This window comes from Pseudomonas sp. P105, assembly GCF_032614175.1.
GTDB lineage: Bacteria > Pseudomonadota > Gammaproteobacteria > Pseudomonadales > Pseudomonadaceae > Aquipseudomonas > Aquipseudomonas rhizophila.
Genome location: NZ_CP126693.1, coordinates 4,865,381 through 4,886,351, shown reverse-complemented (window position 1 = coordinate 4,886,351; position 20,971 = coordinate 4,865,381). Strand labels below are relative to the sequence as shown.

Annotated in this window: 24 protein-coding genes and 1 pseudogene; 10 read left to right on the top strand and 15 right to left on the bottom strand. The window is 59.5% G+C overall.

Features of this window, described 5'->3' with window-relative positions; translation table 11 throughout:
• Positions 1-61 precede the first annotated feature (61 nt).
• On the bottom strand, positions 62-913 hold the full coding sequence (locus tag QOM08_RS22015; protein ID WP_047227028.1) for an MIP/aquaporin family protein: 852 nt from the start codon (positions 911-913) through the stop codon (positions 62-64).
• A gap of 320 nt (positions 914-1,233) precedes the next feature.
• Here QOM08_RS22015 and ybaK point away from each other — a divergent pair, with 320 nt between their 5' ends.
• Both ybaK and QOM08_RS22005 read left to right on the top strand, forming a co-directional pair.
• Entirely contained in the window at positions 1,234-1,704 is a 471-nt protein-coding gene (gene ybaK, locus QOM08_RS22010; RefSeq protein ID WP_076383708.1) for a Cys-tRNA(Pro) deacylase, read from the top strand.
• A gap of 171 nt (positions 1,705-1,875) precedes the next feature.
• Entirely contained in the window at positions 1,876-2,685 is an 810-nt protein-coding gene (locus tag QOM08_RS22005) for a PhzF family phenazine biosynthesis protein (protein WP_047227026.1), read from the top strand.
• A 105-nt stretch (positions 2,686-2,790) separates the two neighbouring features.
• Here the strand turns inward: QOM08_RS22005 and QOM08_RS22000 are convergent, their stop codons facing one another.
• Entirely contained in the window at positions 2,791-3,900 is a 1,110-nt protein-coding gene (locus tag QOM08_RS22000; protein ID WP_047227025.1) for an ABC transporter ATP-binding protein, read from the bottom strand.
• Positions 3,897-4,817, bottom strand: coding sequence for an ornithine carbamoyltransferase (argF, locus tag QOM08_RS21995; protein WP_316912124.1), 921 nt, complete (start codon positions 4,815-4,817; stop codon positions 3,897-3,899). The genes QOM08_RS22000 and argF overlap by 4 nt, the downstream gene beginning before the upstream one ends.
• 194 nt (positions 4,818-5,011) lie before the next feature.
• Between argF and QOM08_RS21990 the strand changes: the two genes are divergently transcribed.
• From QOM08_RS21990 to grxD, 4 genes are all read left to right on the top strand, one after another.
• Positions 5,012-5,137, top strand: coding sequence for a hypothetical protein (locus QOM08_RS21990; protein ID WP_257220644.1), 126 nt, complete (start codon positions 5,012-5,014; stop codon positions 5,135-5,137).
• A 47-nt stretch (positions 5,138-5,184) separates the two neighbouring features.
• The gene (locus QOM08_RS21985; protein WP_047227023.1) at positions 5,185-5,472 is read left to right on the top strand and encodes a hypothetical protein; all 288 of its coding nucleotides are present in this window, start codon (positions 5,185-5,187) and stop codon (positions 5,470-5,472) included.
• A gap of 131 nt (positions 5,473-5,603) precedes the next feature.
• On the top strand, positions 5,604-7,712 hold the full coding sequence (locus QOM08_RS21980; RefSeq protein ID WP_316912123.1) for a molybdopterin oxidoreductase family protein: 2,109 nt from the start codon (positions 5,604-5,606) through the stop codon (positions 7,710-7,712).
• A 100-nt stretch (positions 7,713-7,812) separates the two neighbouring features.
• Positions 7,813-8,154, top strand: a complete 342-nt coding sequence (gene grxD / locus QOM08_RS21975) for a Grx4 family monothiol glutaredoxin (protein WP_316912122.1) — start codon at positions 7,813-7,815, stop codon at positions 8,152-8,154.
• Between the two features lie 196 nt (positions 8,155-8,350).
• On the opposite strand, the gene bfr is transcribed toward grxD, so the two are convergent.
• Both bfr and QOM08_RS21965 read right to left on the bottom strand, forming a co-directional pair.
• On the bottom strand, positions 8,351-8,824 hold the full coding sequence (gene bfr / locus QOM08_RS21970; RefSeq protein WP_047227020.1) for a bacterioferritin: 474 nt from the start codon (positions 8,822-8,824) through the stop codon (positions 8,351-8,353).
• 199 nt (positions 8,825-9,023) lie between these two features.
• Positions 9,024-9,242, bottom strand: coding sequence for a bacterioferritin-associated ferredoxin (locus tag QOM08_RS21965; RefSeq protein WP_047227019.1), 219 nt, complete (start codon positions 9,240-9,242; stop codon positions 9,024-9,026).
• 303 nt (positions 9,243-9,545) lie between these two features.
• On the opposite strand from QOM08_RS21965, the gene QOM08_RS21960 reads away from it, so the two are divergent.
• Positions 9,546-10,148 carry a peroxiredoxin gene (locus tag QOM08_RS21960; protein ID WP_047227018.1) on the top strand — a complete coding sequence of 201 codons (603 nt, stop codon included), beginning with the start codon at positions 9,546-9,548 and terminating at the stop codon, positions 10,146-10,148.
• Between the two features lie 216 nt (positions 10,149-10,364).
• Here the strand turns inward: QOM08_RS21960 and rnt are convergent, their stop codons facing one another.
• Together rnt and pyrC are read right to left on the bottom strand one after the other, a co-directional pair.
• A complete protein-coding gene (gene rnt / locus QOM08_RS21955; protein WP_047227017.1) occupies positions 10,365-11,042 on the bottom strand; it encodes a ribonuclease T in 678 nt (225 codons plus the stop codon).
• Positions 11,039-12,085, bottom strand: a complete 1,047-nt coding sequence (pyrC, locus tag QOM08_RS21950; protein ID WP_047227016.1) for a dihydroorotase — start codon at positions 12,083-12,085, stop codon at positions 11,039-11,041. The genes rnt and pyrC overlap by 4 nt, the downstream gene beginning before the upstream one ends.
• Positions 12,086-12,275: 190 nt before the next feature.
• Here pyrC and QOM08_RS21945 point away from each other — a divergent pair, with 190 nt between their 5' ends.
• Both QOM08_RS21945 and QOM08_RS21940 read left to right on the top strand, forming a co-directional pair.
• Positions 12,276-13,238, top strand: coding sequence for a flagellar protein MotY (locus QOM08_RS21945; protein WP_047227015.1), 963 nt, complete (start codon positions 12,276-12,278; stop codon positions 13,236-13,238).
• 127 nt (positions 13,239-13,365) lie between these two features.
• Positions 13,366-14,583, top strand: a complete 1,218-nt coding sequence (locus tag QOM08_RS21940) for an argininosuccinate synthase (protein WP_024779511.1) — start codon at positions 13,366-13,368, stop codon at positions 14,581-14,583.
• Positions 14,584-14,827: 244 nt separating this feature from the next.
• On the opposite strand, the pseudogene QOM08_RS21935 reads toward QOM08_RS21940, so the two are convergent.
• Positions 14,828-15,085: pseudogene (locus QOM08_RS21935) on the bottom strand (hypothetical protein); the annotation flags it as partial.
• A 468-nt stretch (positions 15,086-15,553) separates the two neighbouring features.
• Between QOM08_RS21935 and QOM08_RS21930 the strand changes: the two are divergent.
• A complete protein-coding gene (locus QOM08_RS21930; RefSeq protein ID WP_047227014.1) occupies positions 15,554-16,180 on the top strand; it encodes a response regulator transcription factor in 627 nt (208 codons plus the stop codon).
• Positions 16,181-16,236: 56 nt separating this feature from the next.
• On the opposite strand, the gene QOM08_RS21925 is transcribed toward QOM08_RS21930, so the two are convergent.
• The 7 genes from QOM08_RS21925 to QOM08_RS21895 all read right to left on the bottom strand — a co-directional run bounded on the left by QOM08_RS21925 (position 16,237) and on the right by QOM08_RS21895 (position 20,845).
• Entirely contained in the window at positions 16,237-16,419 is a 183-nt protein-coding gene (locus QOM08_RS21925) for a PA3496 family putative envelope integrity protein (protein ID WP_047227013.1), read from the bottom strand.
• Between the two features lie 107 nt (positions 16,420-16,526).
• Entirely contained in the window at positions 16,527-17,165 is a 639-nt protein-coding gene (gene nth / locus QOM08_RS21920; RefSeq protein WP_139049309.1) for an endonuclease III, read from the bottom strand.
• Entirely contained in the window at positions 17,162-17,695 is a 534-nt protein-coding gene (locus tag QOM08_RS21915) for an Rnf-Nqr domain containing protein (protein WP_316912121.1), read from the bottom strand. The genes nth and QOM08_RS21915 overlap by 4 nt, the downstream gene beginning before the upstream one ends.
• Positions 17,688-18,299, bottom strand: coding sequence for an RnfABCDGE type electron transport complex subunit G (locus QOM08_RS21910; RefSeq protein WP_173406632.1), 612 nt, complete (start codon positions 18,297-18,299; stop codon positions 17,688-17,690). The genes QOM08_RS21915 and QOM08_RS21910 overlap by 8 nt, the downstream gene beginning before the upstream one ends.
• Complete coding sequence (locus QOM08_RS21905) at positions 18,296-19,282, bottom strand: RnfABCDGE type electron transport complex subunit D (protein ID WP_173406633.1); 987 nt, start codon at positions 19,280-19,282, stop codon at positions 18,296-18,298. The genes QOM08_RS21910 and QOM08_RS21905 overlap by 4 nt, the downstream gene beginning before the upstream one ends.
• Entirely contained in the window at positions 19,269-20,276 is a 1,008-nt protein-coding gene (gene rsxB / locus QOM08_RS21900) for an electron transport complex subunit RsxB (protein WP_316912120.1), read from the bottom strand. The genes QOM08_RS21905 and rsxB overlap by 14 nt, the downstream gene beginning before the upstream one ends.
• Positions 20,273-20,845 (bottom strand): electron transport complex protein RnfA, encoded by a 573-nt coding sequence (locus tag QOM08_RS21895; protein WP_316912119.1) that lies wholly within the window; start codon positions 20,843-20,845, stop codon positions 20,273-20,275. Before QOM08_RS21895 ends, rsxB begins: the two co-directional genes overlap by 4 nt.
• Positions 20,846-20,971 lie beyond the last annotated feature (126 nt).

Here is a 20,971-nt window from a genome sequence, read left to right as displayed (position 1 = left end):
GACGTGAATAAGGGGTGAGGCCTGGCGCACGCTTGAGCGGGCAGAGTGTGCGCCGATTGTTTCAGGATGTTCTGGGTTTGCCGTCAATGGCCGGTTTTGCATCCTTTGTAACAGCCACGGCGCTGGGCAGATGGCGGGCAATCAACCCGCGATAGGCCGCAGCGCCCAGGCATGCACCCACGATCGGTGCAAAAATCGGAACCAGGAAGTACGGGATGTCGCGTCCACCCGTGAGGGAAATTTCACCCCACCCGGTGAAGAAAGTCATCAGTTTAGGGCCGAAGTCTCGCGCCGGATTCATCGCGAAGCCCGTCAGCGGTCCCATCGAGCTGCCAATTACCGCGATCAGCAGGCCGATCAGCAGTGGCGCCAGCGGGCCGCGGGGCAGGCCATTGTTGTCATCGGTCAGGGACATGATCACGCCCATCAGAATGGCGGTGATGATCACCTCCACCAGAAAGGCCTGGCCAGTGGACAGCGCCGGGTGTGGATAAGTGGAAAACACCGAGGCCAGTTCAAGGCTGGCTTCTGAGCCACGAATCATTTGCCGGGACTGTTCGAAATCGAAGAATAGATTGCTGTACAGCGTGTAGACCAGCAGCGCGCCACAAAAGGCGCCGGCCACCTGGCAAATAATGTAGAAGGGTAACTTACGCTTTTCAAAGTCGGTGAAAATACACAGCGCGATGCTGACGGCGGGGTTCAGGTGTGCGCCGGAAACGCCGGCGCTGAGGTAGATCGCCATGCTGACACCGACACCCCAGATGATACTGATTTCCCACAGACCGAAACTCGCACCCGCGACCTTGAGCGCTGCAACGCAGCCAGTGCCGAAGAAAATCAGCAGGGCAGTTCCCAGGAATTCGGCCAAGCATTGGCTGGAAAGGGGTGGCTGTTGTAAAGCAATTGTCATTCAAACCTCGGTTTTTGTTGTTGTCTGGCGCGTCCGGTAAAGTCCGATCGCGCGTTCAGCGCCGAGGCAGGATCCTCATCCTGAACTCGGGGTGTTGGTTGAGACCTGCGTTTCTGTTTTCAGTTTCGAAAAAATATAGACAAGAAACGCTGGTGTCAAAGGTCGAAAGTGAACCGTTGGTCACATTTAAACTATTCGTGGTGTGAATGACTGTTTTGCTCACGCTAAGTCACTGGGGTTGGCAGCCCAGTTCCAGCGCCTTTTGGCCGACGATGACTTAGAATCCGGCCACGCTTATTCGAATTTCCTCAGGAGCGATCATGACCCCGGCATTGGATCTGCTTAAAAAGGTGCGCGCCGAGCATCGCATTCACAGTTATGAACACGATCCCAAGGCAGCCTCCTATGGTTTGGAAGCGGCAGAAAAGCTTGGACTGGATCCGGCGCAGGTCTTCAAGACGTTGTTGGCGGCCAGCGAAAAACACGAGTTGTTGGTGGCGGTGGTGCCCGTGGTCGGCAGCCTGGATTTGAAAGCCCTGGCCCATGCCGCCGGCGTAAAGAAAGTCGAGATGGCCGACCCCGCGGCCGCCCAGCGTTCGACCGGTTATCTGCTCGGTGGTATCAGTCCATTGGGGCAGAAAAAACGTCTTCGCACTTTTATCGACAGTTCTGCCCAGCCGTTCGCCAGCATCTTTGTCAGTGCCGGAAGGCGCGGGCTGGAGGTAGAGCTGGCGCCGGCGGTACTGGCCGAGCATACCGGGGCGGCGTTTGCGGATATCGGGCGTGCTTGAAACCGGCGCAGGGCGTGAGCAAGTACCGTTGTCATCATGGTGTCGGGCTTAGGCTTGGGTGGCTGCCGGGGCCTTCGTCCTGGGTTGTAGGGTGAAAATTCGTCGGATCTGTCACTGGAAAAGCAGTAGCTGGGCACTCATGCTCATGCATCAATAACAAGGAGAAGTGCCATGCAGCTTGCGTTTCATCAAGTCGATGCGTTCAGTGATCGGCCGTTTGGCGGCAATCCGGCGATGGTCTATCGGCTCGACGCCTGGCTGGCCGATGACTTGATGCAAAGGATCGCCGCCGAACATAACCTGGCTGAAACGGCCTTTCTGGTGCGTGAAGGCCAGCATTGGCATATCCGCTGGTTCACGCCCACCACTGAGGTACCGTTGTGCGGGCATGCCACTTTGGCCAGCGCCCATGTGCTGTTCGAGGTCTATCACGAAACCGTCGAGCGACTGGACTTCATCTGTCGATCGGGGGCGTTGAGCGTCACTCGCGAAGGTGATCGGCTATGGCTGGATTTTCCAGCCATCGTCCCCAGCGAGTTGGGTGCATCCCTGGTGGTCCAGGCTGCCCTGGGCGTGGAAGCGGTGGACGTGTTGAGCTCCAACGAACTGTTTGTCGTGCTGGAGTCGGAGCAGGCGGTGCTCGATTGCAAGCCGGACATGGCGGCCCTGGCGAAGCTGCCGTGGCCGGGCGCAATCGTGACTGCGCCGGGAAGCCGGCATGATTTTGTCTCGCGCTATTTCGCCCCGGCGATTGGCATCAATGAAGATCCGGTCACGGGCTCGACCCATTGCAGCCTGATTCCTTACTGGTCTCGGCGCTTGGGCAAGCTGGGGCTGACGGCTTATCAGTGCTCGGCCAGGGGCGGCGAACTGTTCTGCCGACTTGAGGGAGAGCGGGTGAAGATTGGCGGGAATGCGACGTTGGTGGCCAGTGGGACGTTGATGTTGGGGGGAGCCGGTAACCTCATCTCAAATCTCTGAGGTCAAAATGTGGGAGCGAGCCTGCTCGCGATAGCGTTGGTTCAGCTTGCATCGATGCTGAATATGCCTACGCCATCGCGAGCAGGCTCGCTCCCACAATTGCTTCTAGCTGGCAGTACTGTAGCGCCGCACGCCGCTTTCCACGGGGGGTATATGGGCCGCCGTGCTCCCTGACGCCTGGAACAGCACCAAGTGTTCAGCCGCTACGCGGATGCCGACGTTGTCCCCCACCAGATGGTCGGCATGGCTCGGGAAAATGGATTCCAGCTGCGCTCCGGTCGGCAATTGCAGGCGATACAGGGTTGAAGCCCCCAGGAACGTCTTGCCGACAATCCTGCCTGTGAGCGGACTGTCCGGTGCGTAGACGATATCGTCCGGGCGCAGCAGCACATCCACCGCACCACCGATGGGCCAGGTGTAGGCCCGATTGCCGCGCAGGATACCCAGCTCGGTTTGCACCGATTCCGGGCTGTCGAGCTGGCCGCGAATGAAGTAACCCTGGCCAATGAAGCTGGCGACAAATGGCGTCAGCGGTTCATGGTACAGATTGTAGGGCGTATCCCACTGTTCCAGCCGACCCTCCTTGAATACCCCGACATGGTCGCTCACCGCGAAGGCTTCTTCCTGATCGTGGGTTACCAGAATCGCGCTGGTGCCGCGGACCTTGAGAATGTCCCGCACTTCATGGCTGAGCTTGCGTCTGAGCTCACCATCGAGATTGGAGAACGGTTCGTCGAGCAGCAGCAATTGCGGTTCCGGCGCCAGGGCGCGAGCCAGGGCCACACGTTGTTGCTGACCCCCGGACAGTTCATGGGGAAAGCGCTTGCCCAAGCTCTTCAGGTTGACCAGCTCCAGCAGTTCCTCGACCACGCGGTCCTTGTCCGGATGCTTGCGAATGCCAAACGCAATGTTCTCCGCCACGCTCAGGTGAGGGAACAGCGCATAGTCCTGAAATACCATGCCGATGCGGCGTTTTTCCGGGGCGAGGGTGAAGCCGGCGCGGGAGATGGTTTCCCCCGCCAGCTGGATCTCACCTTCCTGTACCGGTTCGAAACCGGCGATGGCTCGCAGCGTCGTGGTCTTGCCACACCCGGACGAGCCGAGCAGGCAACCGATATCCCCGGCATTGAGGTGCAGGTTGAGGTTCTGGACGACGCGCTGGTTTTGATAACCGCAAGTCAGGTTCTGCAGGTTCAGTAGCAGGGTATGGCTCATGCGTGGTGGTACGCCGGCTCGACCAGAAACTCGAGCAAGGCCTTTTGTGCGTGAAGGCGATTTTCTGCCTGATCCCATGCCACGGAGCGTGGATCGTCCAGCAGGTCGACGCTGATCTCCTCGCCGCGATGGGCCGGCAGGCAGTGCATGAACAGCACGTCAGCGTCCGCCAGGTCGAGCAGGGCGCGGTTGACCTGAAGTGGCGCGAACAGTTTCAGACGCTTGGCGGTTTCTTCTTCCTGGCCCATGGAGGTCCAGACATCAGTGCTCACCAGATGCGCGCCGGACACGGCCTGTTTCGGATCACGGACGATGGTCACCCGGCTCCCGGCCTTGGCCACCAGTTCGGCACTGGGGTCGTAGCCTTCCGGGCAGGCGATGCGCAGTTGGAAGTCGAACTGGATCGCGGCTTCTATATAGCTGTTGCACATGTTGTTGCCATCGCCGACCCAGGCCACGGTCTTGCCCTGGATCGAGCCGCGGTGTTCGAGGAACGTCTGCATGTCGGCCAGCAACTGGCAGGGGTGCAAGTCATCGGACAGACCATTGATCACCGGTACGCGCGAGTGCGCCGCAAACTCAGTCAGCGTGCTGTGGGCGAAGGTACGGATCATCACCGCATCAAGCATGCTCGACATGACGATGGCGCAGTCGCCGATCGGTTCGCCACGGCCCAGCTGGGTGTCGCGGGGCGACAGGAAGATTGCCTGGCCGCCGAGCTGGATCATGCCGGCTTCGAAAGAAATACGGGTGCGGGTCGATGACTTCTCGAAGATCATCCCCAGCACACGGTTTTTCAGGGGCTCGAACAGTACGCCGCGATTACGCAGGTCCTTGAGCTCCACGCCTCGACGGATCACGCCGAGCAACTCGTCGGGCGTGAAATCCATCAGGGAGAGAAAGTGCCTTGCGCTCATGATTGACTACCTTTTGTCACTGATCGCAGATGCTCAAAGCCTTGTTTCATGAAAAAACGGGCGAGACCTGCGGCAAAAGCCGCACGGGGCGACGAAATAGGGGAAGGCGCGATCTTATAAGGAAATGTCGCGTCTTACCAATAGGGCTACAGTTTTAGGGGATTTCAGCGAGGTCATAGCAGGTTGGCGAAGACATGTATGAAGCCGGTTTCCTGACAGCAGCCACCCATTTGTACACCGGCCTTGCGCAGCTTGGCAATCAAACCGGGGCGTTATTGAATGATTTGGCCGGCCTGTTCCTGGGCGTGAATATTTCCTAATGCCAGGGCCTGGGTTATAAATGAACCTCAGACGCAGGAGCCCCGAAATGGATTCGAAAGAGCAACAACTGATGGAACTACTGGGGCTGACAGCGCGCTCCCTGACTCACCTGACCGCCTCGGTGACGTCCATGTCATTCGAGTTGCTGCGCAGCGATGACGAGGTGACCAAGGCAGCAGGTCGACGCATGATCGATCGCATGGCCACCATCAGCAGCGGGCTCGACGAGCATTGGCGATTGATCGGAGAGTTGACGGGCGTGCCCATTGCTCACGAGCAAGTGGAAACCATCGAGGAAATCCAGTTGCTGGCGCCGCCTTCCGAGCAGCCTTGAGCTCACTGCATCGGCGGGCCTGATGCACGGCAATTCACAGGACGAACGTCGCTGGCGCAGGGGTGGATCACGCGCCATAGTTTTGTTCCCGCGGCCGAAAGCGCCCGTTACGAATAAAATAGAGGCTGGCCATGACCAAGACTCTCCACCACCGTGCGTGCCATCTGTGCGAAGCCATCTGTGGCTTGACCCTTGAAACCACCGAGACCGAAGGCCAGGGCCTGGCGATCACCTCGATCAAGGGCGATCCACTGGACAGCTTCAGTCGCGGCCACATCTGCCCCAAGGCGGTAGCGCTGCAGGATATCCAGAACGATCCGGATCGCCTGCGCCAGCCCATGCGCCGGGTCGGTAGCGAGTGGCAGCCTATTGCCTGGGACGATGCCTTCGCGCTGGTGGCCGAACGTCTGGCGGGCATCCAGGAACGCCACGGTCAGAACGCGGTAGCGGTCTACCAGGGCAATCCCAGTGTGCATAACTATGGGCTGATGACCCACAGCAACTATTTTTTGGGCCTGCTGAAGACGCGCAGCCGGTTTTCGGCGACTTCGGTGGACCAACTGCCTCACCACCTGACCAGTCACCTGATGTACGGTCACGGCCTGTTGTTGCCGATACCGGACATCGATCACACCGACTTCATGTTGATCCTGGGCGGCAACCCGCTGGCCTCCAATGGCAGCATCATGACCGTGCCGGACGTGGAAAAACGCCTCAAGGCGATCCAGGCCCGTGGCGGTAAAGTGGTGGTGGTCGATCCGCGTCGCAGCGAAACGGCGGCTATTGCCGACCAGCATGTGTTCGTGCGCCCGGGTGGCGATGCCGCTTTGCTGTCTGGTGTGCTCAATACCCTCTTCAGCGAGGGCTTGACCCGTGACAGCCACCTGCCGGTGGATGGCCTGGAAGACGTGCGCCAGGCCGTCGCGACCTTCACGGCTGAAGCGATGAGCCCGCTCTGTGCTGTGCCGGCTACGCAGATCCGGCAGTTGGCCCGGGACTTCGCTGCCGCGCCTTCAGCGGTCTGTTATGGACGGATGGGCGTCTCGACCCAGGCGTTCGGCACGCTGTGTCACTGGCTGATTCAGCTGATCAACCTGGTGACCGGCAATCTTGACCGGGTCGGTGGGGCCCTGTGTACCGAGCCTGCGGTGGATCTGGTTGCGACCACCTCGGGAGGGCATTTCAATCGCTGGCAAAGCCGGGTGTCCGGGCGTCCCGAGTACGCGGGCGAGTTGCCGGTTTCGGCTCTGGCCGAGGAAATGCTCACCGAGGGCGAAGGCCAGATTCGTGCGCTGGTCACCGTGGCGGGCAACCCGGTGCTGTCCACTCCCAACGGACGGCAACTGGAGCAGGCGCTGGACGGGTTGGAGTTCATGGTCAGCGTCGATCTGTACATCAACGAAACCACGCGCTACGCCGACCTGATCCTGCCATCCACCTCGGCCCTGGAAAACGACCATTACGACACCACGTTCAACCTGTTCGCGGTGCGCAACGTGACCCGTTTCAACCGAGCGATCCTGCCCAAGCCCGAAGGGGCGCTGCACGACTGGGAAATTTTCGTCGGTCTGGCCAAGGCTTTCGCTGCCAGAACCGGCAAGGAACTCAAACCGACCATGCCGCCGGCGCAAATGATCGATTTCGGCCTTCGTGCCGGCGCCTATGGCGACGCCTCGCCGCATAAGCTGTCCCTGGCGACCTTGTTCGACCATCCCCATGGCATCGACCTGGGCGCCCTCAAGCCCAACCTGGCGCCACGCTTGAAAACCGAAAACCAGCGAGTGCAGGCTGCACCGGCGGTCATTCTTGCCGACCTCACGCGCTTTGCCGGGTTGCAGGCACCACAGGCGGATGAGTTGCTGATGATTGGCCGACGTCATGTGCGCAGCAATAACTCCTGGATGCACAATTTCCACCGCCTGGTGAAGGGCAAGCCGCGTCATCAATTGCTGATGCACCCGGAGGATCTGAGCAGTCGCGGGTTGAGCGACGGGCAGCGGGTGAAAGTCAGTTCGCGGGTGGGTATGCTTGAAGTCGAGGTGCAGGGTAGCCTGGACATGATGAAAGGCGTGGTCAGCCTGCCCCACGGTTGGGGCCATGCCCGGCCGGGCGTGCAGATGACCATTGCCAGCGCCCAGCCCGGTTCGAGCGCCAATGACCTGACCGATGACTGTCAGCTGGATGAGGTGTCTGGCAATGCAGCGCTCAATGGGGTTCCGGTGAAGGTGGTAGCTGCGTGAATTTGTCTCTCGGGGAGACCGAGCAGCGTGCTCGGCTTTCCGTTACAATGCGCCACCGTGTCGACAACTGAAGTCGCAAAGTTTTAAGCCGAGGTGCTCCGTGGATATCATCGAAACGATTAAAGACCAGATTGCCAGCAACACCATCCTGCTTTACATGAAAGGCTCGCCGAATGCGCCACAGTGCGGCTTCTCGGCCAAGGCTGCTCAGGCTGTGATGGCGTGTGGCGAGAAGTTTGCCTACGTGGACATCCTGCAGAACCCGGAAATCCGCGCCAACCTGCCCAAGTACGCCAACTGGCCAACTTTCCCGCAACTGTGGGTGGCCGGTGAGCTGATCGGCGGTAGCGATATCATGACCGAGATGGCGGCCGACGGCTCTTTGCAGGCCACGATCAAGGCTGCTGCCGAAAAAGCGGCTGCGAACAAGACAGAAGCCTGATTCACGGACAAACAATGTAGGAGCGAGCCTGCTCGCGATGAGGGCGTGTCAGTCAACGTGTTGGTGACTGATGACCGCTATCGCGAGCAGGCTCGCTCCCACAAAGGTTTTGCGCTGTGGCCTGGAAATCCAGGCAGTAAAAAGCCCCGCCTCTGGAAAGAGGGCGGGGCTTTTTATTGGCTTGCTTTTGGGGAAGTTACTCTTCGCCCATCTGCGATTGCAGGTAGTTCTCAAGACCCACTTTGTCGATCAGGCCCAGTTGGGTTTCCAGCCAGTCGATGTGTTCTTCCTCGGACTCGAGGATGTCTTCAAGCAGTTCGCGGCTGCCGAAGTCGCCAACGCTCTCGCAATGGGCGATGGCGACTTTCAGGTCGGCGTGGCCGGCACGCTCGATCGTCAGATCGCACTTGAGCATTTCCTGAGTGTGTTCGCCGATGTGCAGCTTGCCCAGGTCCTGGACGTTCGGTAGACCTTCGAGGAACAGGATGCGCTTGATCAGCTTGTCCGCGTGTTTCATCTCGTCGATGGACTCGTGGTACTCGTGCTTGCCCAGCTTGTTCAGGCCCCAATCCTCATACATGCGCGCATGCAGGAAGTATTGGTTGATCGCGACCAGCTCATTGGCGAGGATCTTGTTGAGATGCTGGATGACTGTAACGTCGCCTTTCATGGTGAGGGCCTGCCCTGTAATAGCTGTGTATAGGGCTGAGTTTGAGCCGCGCACTGACGAGTGTCAAACCTAAGTTATTGAATAATAAATGAAAATTAATCGGAATAAGAATGTTTGTGTTCCGCGTCTAGAGGCTAAGCGCTTGATTTAAAGGCATAAAAAAACCGGACATTGAGCCCGGTTCTTCAAGAAGCTGGATTTAAGCGGCAGTAAATTCTACCGGATAGGGAATCGAGGCCTGGGCCGTTTGCATTTTGGCAAGGGTTTCGCGAACCACTTCCTTGGCCAGGCACGCACATTTGCCGCATTGGCTGGCTACGCCGGTGGCTTGGCGGACTTCGCGGTAGCTGCAGCAGCCTTCATAGATCGCTTCGCGGATTTGTCCGTCGGTGACGCCAGTGCAGAGGCAAACATACATAAGTAAGAACCGTCGCTGGTTGTGACTCAATTGAGACGGATCTTAATGTTAACGAGAATGATTGTCAAAGTGGTTTCTGAAACCCTTGGGCCAGAGCTGACGAACGGTTTTTTATCCAGGGCCAATGAGGGGGCATGCCAAGGGAAAGGATTTTTGGACTCGCCGAAAAACCGTTGAAGACAGTCCAAATTCGCGGTGTATGATGATCGGCCCTTGCAAGCGGGTTCGTGTCACAGGGCTGTCGCCTGAGGGTGGCAGGCTGGCCCGGACCTTGTTTTCACGTTATTCACCAGGAGATATCCAATGAGCGTACTCGTAGGCAAACAAGCCCCTGACTTCACCGTTCCAGCCGTTCTGGGCAACGGCGAAATCGTCGACAGCTTCACCCTGTCCTCGGCCATCAAAGGCAAATACGGCCTGGTGTTCTTCTACCCGCTGGACTTCACCTTCGTCTGCCCATCCGAGCTGATCGCGCTGGATCACCGCATGGACGACTTCAAGGCCCGCAACGTTGAAGTGGTTGCCGTTTCGATCGACTCGCACTTCACCCACAACGCCTGGCGCAACACGGCTATCAACGCTGGTGGTATCGGCCAGGTGAAATACACCATGGCTGCCGACATGAAGCACGAAATCGCCAAGGCCTATGACGTTGAGTCCGAAGGCGGCGTGGCCTTCCGTGGCGCGTTCCTGATCGACGACAAGGGCGTTGTCCGTTCGCAGATCATCAACGACCTGCCGCTGGGCCGTAACATGGAAGAGCTGATCCGTCTGGTCGACGCGCTGCAGTTCCACGAAGAGCACGGCGAAGTTTGCCCGGCCAACTGGAAGAAAGGCGACAAAGGCATGACCGCATCCCCTGAAGGCGTTGCCGCCTACCTGGGCGAGCACAGCGACAAGCTGTAAGCGCAACAGGCACAAAAAAACCGGCCCTCGATGGGCCGGTTTTTTTATGGTCGTTTCTAGACAGAGCACAGACCCTGTGGCGAGGGAGCTTGCTCCCGCTGGGTGGCGCAGCCGCCCCCAACATTTTGTGAGCGCTTCGCACTCAAGCGGGAGCAAGCTCCCTCGCCACAGAGGCCACAGAGGCCACAGAGGCCACAGAGGCCAGTTTGGTTTATGTCAGTCGTCGAAATCCTGCCAGCCACCCATTTCTTTCCAGCGATTGACGATGCCGCAGAACAGCTCGGCCGTCTTCTCGGTGTCGTAGCGGGCCGAGTGGGCTTCACGGCCATCAAAGTCGATGTCGGCTGCCTGGCAGGCCTTGGCCAACACGGTCTGGCCGTACGCCAGGCCGGCAAGCGTCGCGGTGTCGAAGCTGGAAAACGGATGGAACGGGTTGCGCTTCATATCCAGGCGCGCCACCGCCGCATTGAGAAAGCCCAGGTCGAAGCTGCTGTTGTGGCCGACCAGGATCGCCCGTTTGCAGCCGTTGGCCTTCAAAGCCTTGCGCACGCCTCGGAAAATGTCAGTCAGGGCCGTCTCTTCACTCACCGCCATGCGCAATGGGTGATCAAGCTTGATCCCGGTGAACTCCAGGGCTGCCGCCTCGATGTTGGCGCCTTCGAACGGTTCGACGCGGAAGAAATAGGTGTGATCAGGGAACACAAAACCTTTTTCGTCCATGCCAATGGTGGTCGCAGCGATTTCCAGCAGCGCATCGGTGGCGGAGTTGAAACCGCCGGTTTCTACGTCGACCACGACCGGCAGGTAGCCCCGGAAGCGGGCTGCCATGGGGTGACGGGCAGCGCCCGAACCACCGTTGCCGTCCAGCTCGTCGTCGAAATGATCTTCACTCACACACTTTCCTCCAGCAGGCGCCAGCGCAGTTTTTCACCGGCGCGCAGCGGGATAACAGTCAGCTCGCCAAAAGGCAGGCTGGCGGGGGCGGTCCACTCGTCGCGAACCAGGGTAATACGATCGGTGTTCACCGGCAGGCCATAGAAGCGCGGGCCGTGGAGGCTGGCGAAACCTTCGAGTTTGTCCAGCGCATTGCGCTGCTCGAACGCCTCGGCATACATCTCGATGGCGGCATAGGCGGTGTAGCAGCCAGCGCAACCGCAGGCCGCTTCCTTGGCGTGCCGGGCATGGGGCGCCGAGTCCGTGCCGAGGAAGAACTTGGCGCTGCCGCTGGTGGCAGCGTCGAGCAAGGCTTCTTGATGGGTGTTGCGCTTGAGGATCGGCAGGCAATAGAAGTGCGGACGGATCCCGCCCACCAGCATATGGTTGCGGTTGTACAGCAGGTGATGCGCGGTAATGGTCGCGCCAACGTTCGCCGGGGCTTCGTTGACGAACTGCACGGCATCACCGGTGGTGATGTGTTCGAACACCACCTTGAGCGTCGGGAAGCGTTCCACGACGCGACGCATGTGCTCATCGATGAAGATTTTTTCGCGGTCGAACACGTCGACGTCGCCACGAGTGACTTCACCGTGGATCAGCAACGGCATCCCGACTTCGGCCATGGCCTCCAGCGCCGGGAAAATCTTGTCGATGCTGGTGACGCCGGAGTCCGAGTTGGTGGTGGCGCCGGCGGGGTACAGCTTGGCGGCATGGACGAAGCCGCTGGCCTTGGCCTCGCGTATTTCTTCGGGCTGCGTACGGTCGGTGAGGTAAAGCACCATCAGCGGTTCGAAACGGCTGCCGGCCGGGCGTGCGGCCAGGATTCGCTGGCGATAGCCGTCGGCCTCGATGGCGTTGCGCACTGGCGGAACCAGGTTCGGCATGATGATTGCGCGCCCGAAGGTGCGCGCGACATCGGCGACGGTATGGGTCAACACAGCACCATCGCGAAGATGAATATGCCAGTCGTCGGGACGCAGCAGGGTCAGGCGGTCGGACATTGGGGGCTTCCAGGCGGGTCAAACTCTGGGGAATGCTACCGGAAAAGACCGATTCAGGCACCCGCTATCAAGTTCTGGCGCAAGTTACCGATAGCTCCTACAGGTGTGCCACGAATCCGTAAGGCGCCCCGGACAGGCGTCATACTCTCAACGTGTGTCGATCTTTGTATAAAAGCCATTGGAGCCGCCCGTGCGCCAGCGTTATTTAGCCTTGCTCAGTGTGTTTGCCAGCCTTCCCGCCATGGCGCTCACTTTCCAGACCCGTCTGGAGAGCATTGAGTGGACGGTCGAAGGCGACAAGTTCGAGTGCCGGCTGAGTCAGCCGGTCACCGATTTCGGCAGCGGCGAATTCGTGCGCCGGGCCGGCGAGCAGGCGATCTTCCGGCTCAAGTCCCATAACCCGATGCTCGGTGGTGGTTCGGCCATCCTGCTGGCGGCCGCCGCGCCTTGGCAGCCGGGACGGGGCGACATCAACCTGGGCTCGGTCAGGCTCGGCAGCGGCGATGTGCTGTTCAACAGCTCTCAGGTCCAGGCGGGCCGCTTGATCAGCGGGCTGATGGAAGGGCGCAGCCCAGTGGTACGGCGTAACACTGGGGACGGGCGGGTTTCGGAAGTCCGGCTGCTGCCCGTGCGCTTCAACAAGGCCTTCAGTGATTACCAGGGCTGCGTGGCAAAACTGTTGCCGAAGAATTTCGAGCAGGTGAAGCAATCCCAGATCGGCTTTCCCGGCGAAGGCGTTGAGCTCGATGCCCGGGCCAAGGCTCAGTTGCAGGTGATGATCGACTTCATCAAAGCCGACCCGACCGTCAACCATGTCGAACTCGACGGTCACTCCGACAATAGCGGCAATCGATTGACCAATCGTGAGCTGTCTCGTCGCCGTGCCCTGGCGGTCCAGGACTTCTTCAAGGCCAACGGCTTTCAAGAGTCGCAGATCACCGTGCGGTTCCACGGCGAACGTTACCCCCTGGTGCCCAACACCAGTGCCGCCAACCGCGCCAAGAACCGTCGTGTGGCCGTGCGCCTGGAGCGTGTGGCGGTGCCTGAAGCGCCGGCACCGCAGGCTACACCCGCCGCGCCCCCTGCCAAGGCTCCGACGCCGACCGCGACACCGGCCCAGCCCACTGCAGCCACCGCCGCGCGGACATCCTGACCCGTGAGGATCGTCGCGCGCTCGACATAATCTGTCGCTTCGTCGTCATAAGCTGTCGCGCCCCTGTAAATTATCCGCGCTGGACGTTAAACTTCCCGGCTTTCCGTACAACCCGTGGAGTGATGGCATGGCGGACGTAAACAAGGTCGTTCTGGCGTATTCCGGCGGCCTGGACACTTCGGTGATCCTCAAGTGGCTGCAGGACACTTATAACTGTGAAGTGGTGACCTTCACCGCTGACCTGGGGCAGGGCGAAGAAGTCGAGCCTGCACGCGCCAAGGCTCAGGCCATGGGCGTCAAAGAGATCTACATCGATGACCTGCGCGAAGAGTTCGTCCGTGACTTCGTATTCCCGATGTTCCGCGCCAACACTGTTTACGAAGGCGAGTACCTGCTGGGTACCTCCATCGCCCGTCCGTTGATCGCCAAGCGCCTGATCGAAATCGCCAACGAAACCGGTGCCGACGCCATTTCCCACGGTGCCACCGGCAAGGGCAACGATCAGGTGCGTTTCGAACTCGGTGCCTATGCCCTCAAGCCCGGCGTGAAAGTCATCGCGCCGTGGCGCGAGTGGGACTTGCTGTCCCGTGAAAAGCTGATGGACTACGCCGAGAAGCACGCCATCCCGATCGAACGCCACGGCAAGAAGAAATCCCCGTACTCGATGGATGCCAACCTGCTGCACATCTCCTATGAAGGCGGCGTGCTGGAAGACACCTGGACCGAGCACGAAGAAGACATGTGGCGCTGGACCGTCTCCCCGGAGAAGGCTCCTGACACCCCGCAATACCTGGAGCTGACCTATCGCAACGGCGATATCGTCGCGCTGGACGGCGTGGAAATGAGCCCGGCCACCGTGCTGGCGACCCTGAACCGTATTGGTGGCGAACACGGCATCGGTCGTCTGGACATCGTCGAGAACCGTTATGTCGGCATGAAGTCCCGCGGCTGCTACGAGACCCCGGGCGGCACCATCATGCTGCGTGCTCACCGCGCGATCGAGTCGATCACCCTGGACCGCGAAGTGGCTCACCTCAAAGACGAGTTGATGCCCAAGTACGCCAGCCTGATCTACACCGGTTACTGGTGGAGTCCGGAGCGCCTGATGCTGCAACAGATGATCGATGCCTCCCAGGTCAACGTGAATGGCGTCGTGCGCCTGAAACTGTACAAGGGCAATGTCATCGTCACTGGGCGCAAGTCTGACGACTCCCTGTTCGATGCCAACATCGCGACTTTCGAAGAGGACGGCGGCGCTTACAACCAGGCCGACGCTGCTGGCTTCATCAAGCTCAACGCCCTGCGCATGCGCATCGCGGCGAACAAGGGTCGCAAGCTGTTCTGATCCTGGCTCCATGAAAACGGCCTGCCATGTGCAGGCCGTTTTTTTTGGGGGACCCTTTCCCCTGTGCTGCTCATTCGTTGTGGCGCCGTTTTGCGCGTTTGGATCGATCGGCCTCGGCCAGGCCTTCCGGTGGCCGGGGGATAACCAAAATGAACAGTCGTTGCTGTTTTTTTTGTGGATGAACAGTGATCAGCCATCCTTTGCCCTTGGTCGCCCGGCGGAAAAGCCGTTCGCGCCGACAGCTCGAATCATCCATGATTTTCATGAAGTGTTTGCTCTTGCGAAAATCCGAGGGTGAATATAACGAGCGATAGTTAAAGTTCAGGGTGATGAAAAAAAGAAATAATAGATAGAACGGAAAGCTGATCAGAAACCAAAGATAGTACTCACGGTCCTGATCGTCGAGGAAAGGCAGGGAGATGGCTGCCGAAGTCTCGGACAAAGTTGCGAATATAGCGATTAGCGTCATGGGGTTGGTGATGATTTTCGACGGTTTGTTCATGGTGGATGCTCATAACATATTCAGGCTCGGTGATTGCATTAGGAAGGTGTGAGTCATTAAAGTTTGCGGTGAGGGTATTGATTGTGGTGTCTCCTCATAAATGGGATTGAATAAATTTCGCTTATTCCTTATGTGAATTCAATTTTATTTAAATAAAACCAATGTGGTTGTGTTGGTAAATAATTCAGTTACTTTTTATGAAGCGAGTGTTTTTTTGCTATTGGGGGACGAGGGTGGATGCAGAAAAAGGCGCTTGTTTAGAGGGGCGCGGATCCCCTGATGCATCCATTTGCCTCTGTAAACAAATTTATGGCGCATTATTTCCAAGGGGATTTGTAGGATTTTTCTGTATCGCTTGTAGGTTGCGTCTCTCGGTGCGAGCGGTCAGGGGGGGCGGCATGCCAAGGTAGAATTGACTAGGCTATTGTGCGTGCTCTAAAAATTCGAACAGCGAAGTTGGATTTGCCCATGAATAAAGTGCTGATCGTGGATGATCATCCCGTCATTCGTCTTGCTGTACGTTTGCTAATGGAGCGTCATGGATATGAAGTTATTGCCGAAACCGATAATGGCGTCGATGCGTTGCAACTTTCCCGTGAACTTATGCCTGATATCGTTATTCTGGATATCGGCATTCCGAAACTGGATGGACTGGAGGTCATCGCACGCCTGACCGCCAACCCTTCACCTTTGAAAGTTCTGGTGCTGACTTCCCAGGCACCTGGGCATTTTTCGATGCGCTGCATGCAGACGGGGGCAGCCGGTTATGTGTGCAAGCAGCAGGACCTCACCGAGTTACTCAGTGCAATCAAGGCGGTGCTGTCGGGGTACAGTTATTTCCCCAATCAGGCGCTGCATACGGTGCGTTCGAGTCTGGGTAACGCAAGCGAGTCCGATATGGTCGATCGACTGTCCGGGCGAGAGATGATGGTCTTGCAGCAACTGGCTCGCGGAAAGACCAACAAGGAAATTGCCGATGGGATGTTCTTGAGCAACAAGACCGTCAGTACATACAAGACACGCTTGTTGTTGAAGCTCAATGCCCGCTCGCTGGTTGATCTGATCGAACTGGCGCAGCGTAACGGGTTAGTGTGAGTTTTTCCGGCCGCGCGTACTCAGTAAAAAGCCTCCATTCGGGAGGCTTTTACGTGTCAGAGGTCAAAGTCGTAATCGGCCAGTTGTTTCTGCAAGCGGCGCTCTTCCAGCAGATTATCAATCGTGCGACGTTTGCTCAGATTGGTTTTCGCTGTTTCGACGACCACAGGTTCCACATCGTCGGCCTCAACGGCGATGAAATCGTCTTCTACATCCAGTTGTTCTTTGTCAGCACTCATGGGATCGACTCCAGGCTTAAACTGCCATTGGCGCTCCTTATATCGATAAACCACGGGCGGGTAAAAAAGATTTTTTCAATCGACAAATCAATAAAAGCAATAGCGCCTCAATCGTCGGAGGTCTTGTGCTTGTATTCGCATAAGTCCTCGATCCGGCAGCTGCCACAGCGGGGCTTGCGCGCCAGGCAGACGTAACGTCCGTGAAGGATGAGCCAGTGATGGGAATCGAGTAGAAATGCCTTGGGTACGAATTTCATCAGCTTTTTCTCCACCTCCACCACGTTTTTGCCCGGCGCCAGCCCGGTGCGGTTGCTGACGCGGAAAATGTGAGTGTCGACGGCCATGGTCAGTTGGCGAAATGCGGTGTTGAGCACCACATTGGCGGTTTTGCGACCGACCCCTGGAAGCGCTTCCAGCGCTTCGCGAGTCTGTGGGACTTCGCCGTTGTGGCGCTCGATCAGCAGTCGGCAAGTCTCGATCACGTTTTTTGCCTTGCTGTTGAACAGGCCGATGGTCTTGATGTACTCGGACAGCCCTTCGACACCCAGCGCGTGAATCGCCTGCGGCGTGTTGGCCACCGGGAACAGCTTGGCCGTGGCCTTGTTGACGCCGACGTCGGTGGATTGGGCCGACAGAATCACCGCGATCAACAGTTCGAACGGCGAGCTGTAGGCCAGTTCGGTCTTCGGTTCCGGGTTGTCTTCGTGCAAGCGACGGAATATTTCCAGGCGTTTTGCGGCGTTCATGGGCGCGGCGTTTCCTCGATCGTTGAAGGGGGGCTGGCGTCCGTCCAGGCCTGGTGCGCTGCCAGCAACAGACCGAGCAGAATAAACCCGCCAGGGGCGAGCAAGGCCAGTGATATTGCGTTGCCAATCAGCTCGCGCAGGGCGCCCAAGCCGATCATCAGCAGGCCGAACACGCCTGCCAGCCTGAGATGTTCGGGCAGGCGTGAGCCGACGAAGATGTCGTCATGCTCCAGCGCCACACAGCTCAAAGCGATCCAGCCAATGTAAAGGCTCAGCGGCTGATACATTTCCAGCATCCAGGCCTGCGCCACCAGGCCTGCGCAAGCCGTCAGGGTGGCGGCCAGCACAATGGAAGCGAGCAGTCGCTGAGGCGCTGTCAGGTGGGACCGTACCAGCCCCATGGCCAAGCCATGGCCGGCACTGATCAGTACCCAGGCCAGCCATAAGCCCAGCGCGTTTGCCAGCGAATCGCTGGCGCCGACCAAGGGCACGAGCAGCAGGCCGCGGGTCAGGACCAATGGCTTATTCATCAATGATCACTCCGGTCAGTTGAGCCTGATGCTCGTCGAAGTAACGCAGTGCATCGTGAACAGCCTGCAGGACCGATCGGGATGTGACGGTCGCGCCGGCCAGTTGATCGAACTGCCCCTGATCCTTTTTCAACGCCCAGCCGCTGTCGGTGGGAGCCTGGAGCGACTTACCGTTGAAGGATTGCAGCCAGGGATTTGGCCAGTCAGCGATGGCCGCGCCCAGGCCGGGCGTTTCCGACTGGCGCAGGGTTTTCACGCCCAGCAACCGCCCTTGCGGGTCGATAGCGACCAGCAATTGGATGCTGCCTTCATAGCCCAGGGCCTGACTGCGTAACAACACTGCGCTGGGCAGGCCGGCGCGAGTGGCCAGGTATCCGCCCAGCAGCGTGCTATGGGCCAAGGTCACCGGGGTCGTTACGACAGGTTGTGCCAATGGCTGATTGTCGTATCGGTCGGTCGGCAGCACGTCGAGCAAGGTTCGGTTCGCAAGGTCTTGTTGCTGACCCTTGATGCGCCCTGCGGTGCTGAGCTGAGTCAGGTAAGTGGCCCCAATGCCGAGACCGATCAGCAAAGCCAGGATGGCAACGCCACGGTAGTTTTTCATAGGGGCTGCGGCCTGTGTCGCGCCTCGGCGAAGCGCTCCAGTGCGGGCACGCCGAGGTTCATCAGCAGCACCGCAAACGCCACGCCGTCCGGGTAACCACCCCAAGTCCGGATCAGGTAAGTCAGCAGTCCCACGCCTGCGCCAAACAGCAGGCGAGCGAGGGGCGCTTTGGCGCCCGAGACCGGTTCGGTCACGATAAAAAACGCACCGAGCAGGGTCGCACCCGTGAGCAGATGAAACAACGGCGAGCCATTGGAGTCGGAGCCCGATCCGTTCCAGCACAACAAGCTGATGATGAACAGGCCGGCGAGCATGCCCACCGGCGCGTGCCAGCTGAACACCCGTTGGTGCAGCAGGAACAGTCCTCCGGCCAGAAACGCCAGGTTGACCCACTCGACGCCGCGCCCACCCCAGCGTCCGAACGCCGGGTTGGCGGCGAACAGCTCATCGATGGTCAGGCTTTTGTTGATTCGCAGGCTGTCCAGGGCCGTTGCTGCTGCCCACCCATCAGGCCCAGGGTGAACCGCGAACACCTGTTGCAGGCCGTCGGACAGGCTCATGCCGTGGAGCGCCGGCCATTGATTGAGTTGCTGGGGAAACGCGATCAGCACCAGGGCGTAGCCGAGCATCGCCGGGTTGAATGGATTATTGCCGACACCGCCCCACAGGTGCTTGCCGAACAGCAAGGCGCAAGCCGTGGCTGTGACGGTCAGCCACCAGGGGCAATACGCTGGCAAGGCCAGCGCCAACAGCGTGGCGCTCACCAGCGCGCTGCCATCGTTGAGTGCCGGTTTGAGCGGCCGGCGCCGTAAGCGCAGCGCCAGTGCTTCGACGGCCAACGCGCTAAGGCCCGCCAGCAACAGGTTGAATACCACGCCCCAGCCATAAAACCACGTCAACGCCAGAATGCCGGGCAGTGTCGCCAGTAGCACCCGCAGCATCGCCTGCCGCAGCCGTTCGTCCATGGGCTCAGGGAGCGACATGAGCATCCACCTGGCGTTCGGCGTCTTTCACCGCTTGCTCCAGGGGCTCTATTTGTTCATCCGACGCCCCTGCGGCCCTGGCCTTGCTGAGTTCGGCGCGACGCATGGCCAATTGGATCTTGGCCCGTTTCAGCTCGGCACTTTGAGTGGGGGCGGGGGTTGAAACAGTGGGCTGGACCGTCCCTTCCAATTGCGTCAAGGCTTGTTGCGCCGCTTCGAACTGGCGCTGTAGCACGATCAATTGCGACTGTTGTTCGAAGGTCGGCGGGTGGCCGAATGCTTTCAAGGATTTGTTCAACTGCGCCCGGCTCATGGCCAGGTCGACCTTGGCTTTTTTCAAGGCCGCATCGGCGTTGGCGGCTTTTTGCGCCCGTACCCGCTCCAGTGCCGCTTGCACGGGGTCGACGGACTGGGTTTGGGGCTGTGAGGCGCGCTGTGTACGGGCCAGACGCTCGGCGTGGCGCTGCTCCTCTTCGCGGCGCAGACGTGCGTTGCGCTGTTCGAAGCGCCGCCGGGCATGGTCGCGCTTGTCGGTGCGCGCTTGCTGCTCTTCGACGCTGAAGGCCAGGCCACCGACCACCGGCACCACGGTTGCCGTGGGCAATGGGTGCATTTCGATGCAGTCGACCGGGCAGGGCGCCACGCATAGATCGCAGCCTGTGCATTCGTCGACCAGGACGGTGTGCATCAACTTCGCCGCACCGACAATCGCGTCTACCGGGCAGGCCTGGATGCACTTGGTGCAGCCGATGCATTCGGCTTCGCGAATAAAGGCGATCTGCGCCGGGGCTGAACCACGGCTGGTATCGAGCTCAAGCACGGGCACTTTCATCAGCTCGGCCAGGGCGGCGATGGTTTCACGGCCACCGGGCGGACATTTGTTGATCGGTTCGCCCTGGGCGATGCCTTCGGCGTAGGGCTTGCACCCGGGGTGGCCGCACTTGCCGCATTGGGTCTGCGGCAGCAGGGCGTCGATACGTTGAATCAGACTCATGCTTTGACCAGCCCGCGCAATCCAAGAAATGCCACCGCCATGAGCCCTGCGCCGATCAACTGGATCGGCAGACCACGAAAGGGCCTGGGGATATCGTTATCGAAGGTGCGCTGACGCAAATCATCGAACAGGCTCAACACCAGCCAGAAACCCAGGCCGGCGCCCAGACTCGCAGCGACGGCGAGGCCCAGGCCGTGGTCATTCCGGCTGTTGAGCAGCGTGATGCCCAGTATGCCGGCATTGCCCAGCAGCAGTGGCCACAAACCATCGAACGGCAGCGTCGGCAGCCAGCGCCCCAGCCGGTGCAGCAACGGTGCAATCAGCAACACACTCAAGGACAGCCATGCCAACAGGCGCAGCGAGGTCAGATTGGCCGGAACCAGCAGCCAGCGATCGATCAGATAACCCAAGGTGCCGACCATCAGCATCAGGCATGTCGTCGCCAGGCCCAGGGCGTGGACTTGCCTTCTTCCATTGGCCGCCAGCAGCGGATTGACGCCCAGCGGCCAATGCAACACAAGGTTGTTGATCAGGGCGGCGCTGAACAGTGTAAGAACGATTTCGGTCATGGGCGTGCGGGAACGAGAACCTGTCGTTAGAGGGTAGGCATTATCCGGCACACCGTCAGGGTGGGCCAGATATGAAAATCCCACAGTCGCCTGCCGGCGACTGTGGGATCGGTACCGCGCGTGGTC

Coding starts and splice junctions, on each gene's coding strand:
- QOM08_RS21980 (WP_316912123.1), top strand. CDS start 5,604: ATGACCAAGACTCTCCACCACCGTGCGTGCCATCTGTGCGAAGCCATC.
- QOM08_RS21915 (WP_316912121.1), bottom strand. CDS start 17,695: ATGAATAAGCCATTGGTCCTGACCCGCGGCCTGCTGCTCGTGCCCTTG.
- QOM08_RS21940 (WP_024779511.1), top strand. CDS start 13,366: ATGGCGGACGTAAACAAGGTCGTTCTGGCGTATTCCGGCGGCCTGGAC.
- QOM08_RS21985 (WP_047227023.1), top strand. CDS start 5,185: ATGGATTCGAAAGAGCAACAACTGATGGAACTACTGGGGCTGACAGCG.
- pyrC (WP_047227016.1), bottom strand. CDS start 12,085: ATGTCCGACCGCCTGACCCTGCTGCGTCCCGACGACTGGCATATTCAT.
- nth (WP_139049309.1), bottom strand. CDS start 17,165: ATGAACGCCGCAAAACGCCTGGAAATATTCCGTCGCTTGCACGAAGAC.
- QOM08_RS21960 (WP_047227018.1), top strand. CDS start 9,546: ATGAGCGTACTCGTAGGCAAACAAGCCCCTGACTTCACCGTTCCAGCC.
- QOM08_RS22005 (WP_047227026.1), top strand. CDS start 1,876: ATGCAGCTTGCGTTTCATCAAGTCGATGCGTTCAGTGATCGGCCGTTT.
- QOM08_RS21930 (WP_047227014.1), top strand. CDS start 15,554: ATGAATAAAGTGCTGATCGTGGATGATCATCCCGTCATTCGTCTTGCT.
- QOM08_RS22015 (WP_047227028.1), bottom strand. CDS start 913: ATGACAATTGCTTTACAACAGCCACCCCTTTCCAGCCAATGCTTGGCC.
- QOM08_RS21905 (WP_173406633.1), bottom strand. CDS start 19,282: ATGTCGCTCCCTGAGCCCATGGACGAACGGCTGCGGCAGGCGATGCTG.
- QOM08_RS21990 (WP_257220644.1), top strand. CDS start 5,012: ATGTATGAAGCCGGTTTCCTGACAGCAGCCACCCATTTGTACACCGGC.
- QOM08_RS21925 (WP_047227013.1), bottom strand. CDS start 16,419: ATGAGTGCTGACAAAGAACAACTGGATGTAGAAGACGATTTCATCGCC.
- QOM08_RS21895 (WP_316912119.1), bottom strand. CDS start 20,845: ATGACCGAAATCGTTCTTACACTGTTCAGCGCCGCCCTGATCAACAAC.
- QOM08_RS21965 (WP_047227019.1), bottom strand. CDS start 9,242: ATGTATGTTTGCCTCTGCACTGGCGTCACCGACGGACAAATCCGCGAA.
- ybaK (WP_076383708.1), top strand. CDS start 1,234: ATGACCCCGGCATTGGATCTGCTTAAAAAGGTGCGCGCCGAGCATCGC.
- bfr (WP_047227020.1), bottom strand. CDS start 8,824: ATGAAAGGCGACGTTACAGTCATCCAGCATCTCAACAAGATCCTCGCC.
- rsxB (WP_316912120.1), bottom strand. CDS start 20,276: ATGAGTCTGATTCAACGTATCGACGCCCTGCTGCCGCAGACCCAATGC.
- QOM08_RS21910 (WP_173406632.1), bottom strand. CDS start 18,299: ATGAAAAACTACCGTGGCGTTGCCATCCTGGCTTTGCTGATCGGTCTC.
- QOM08_RS22000 (WP_047227025.1), bottom strand. CDS start 3,900: ATGAGCCATACCCTGCTACTGAACCTGCAGAACCTGACTTGCGGTTAT.
- argF (WP_316912124.1), bottom strand. CDS start 4,817: ATGAGCGCAAGGCACTTTCTCTCCCTGATGGATTTCACGCCCGACGAG.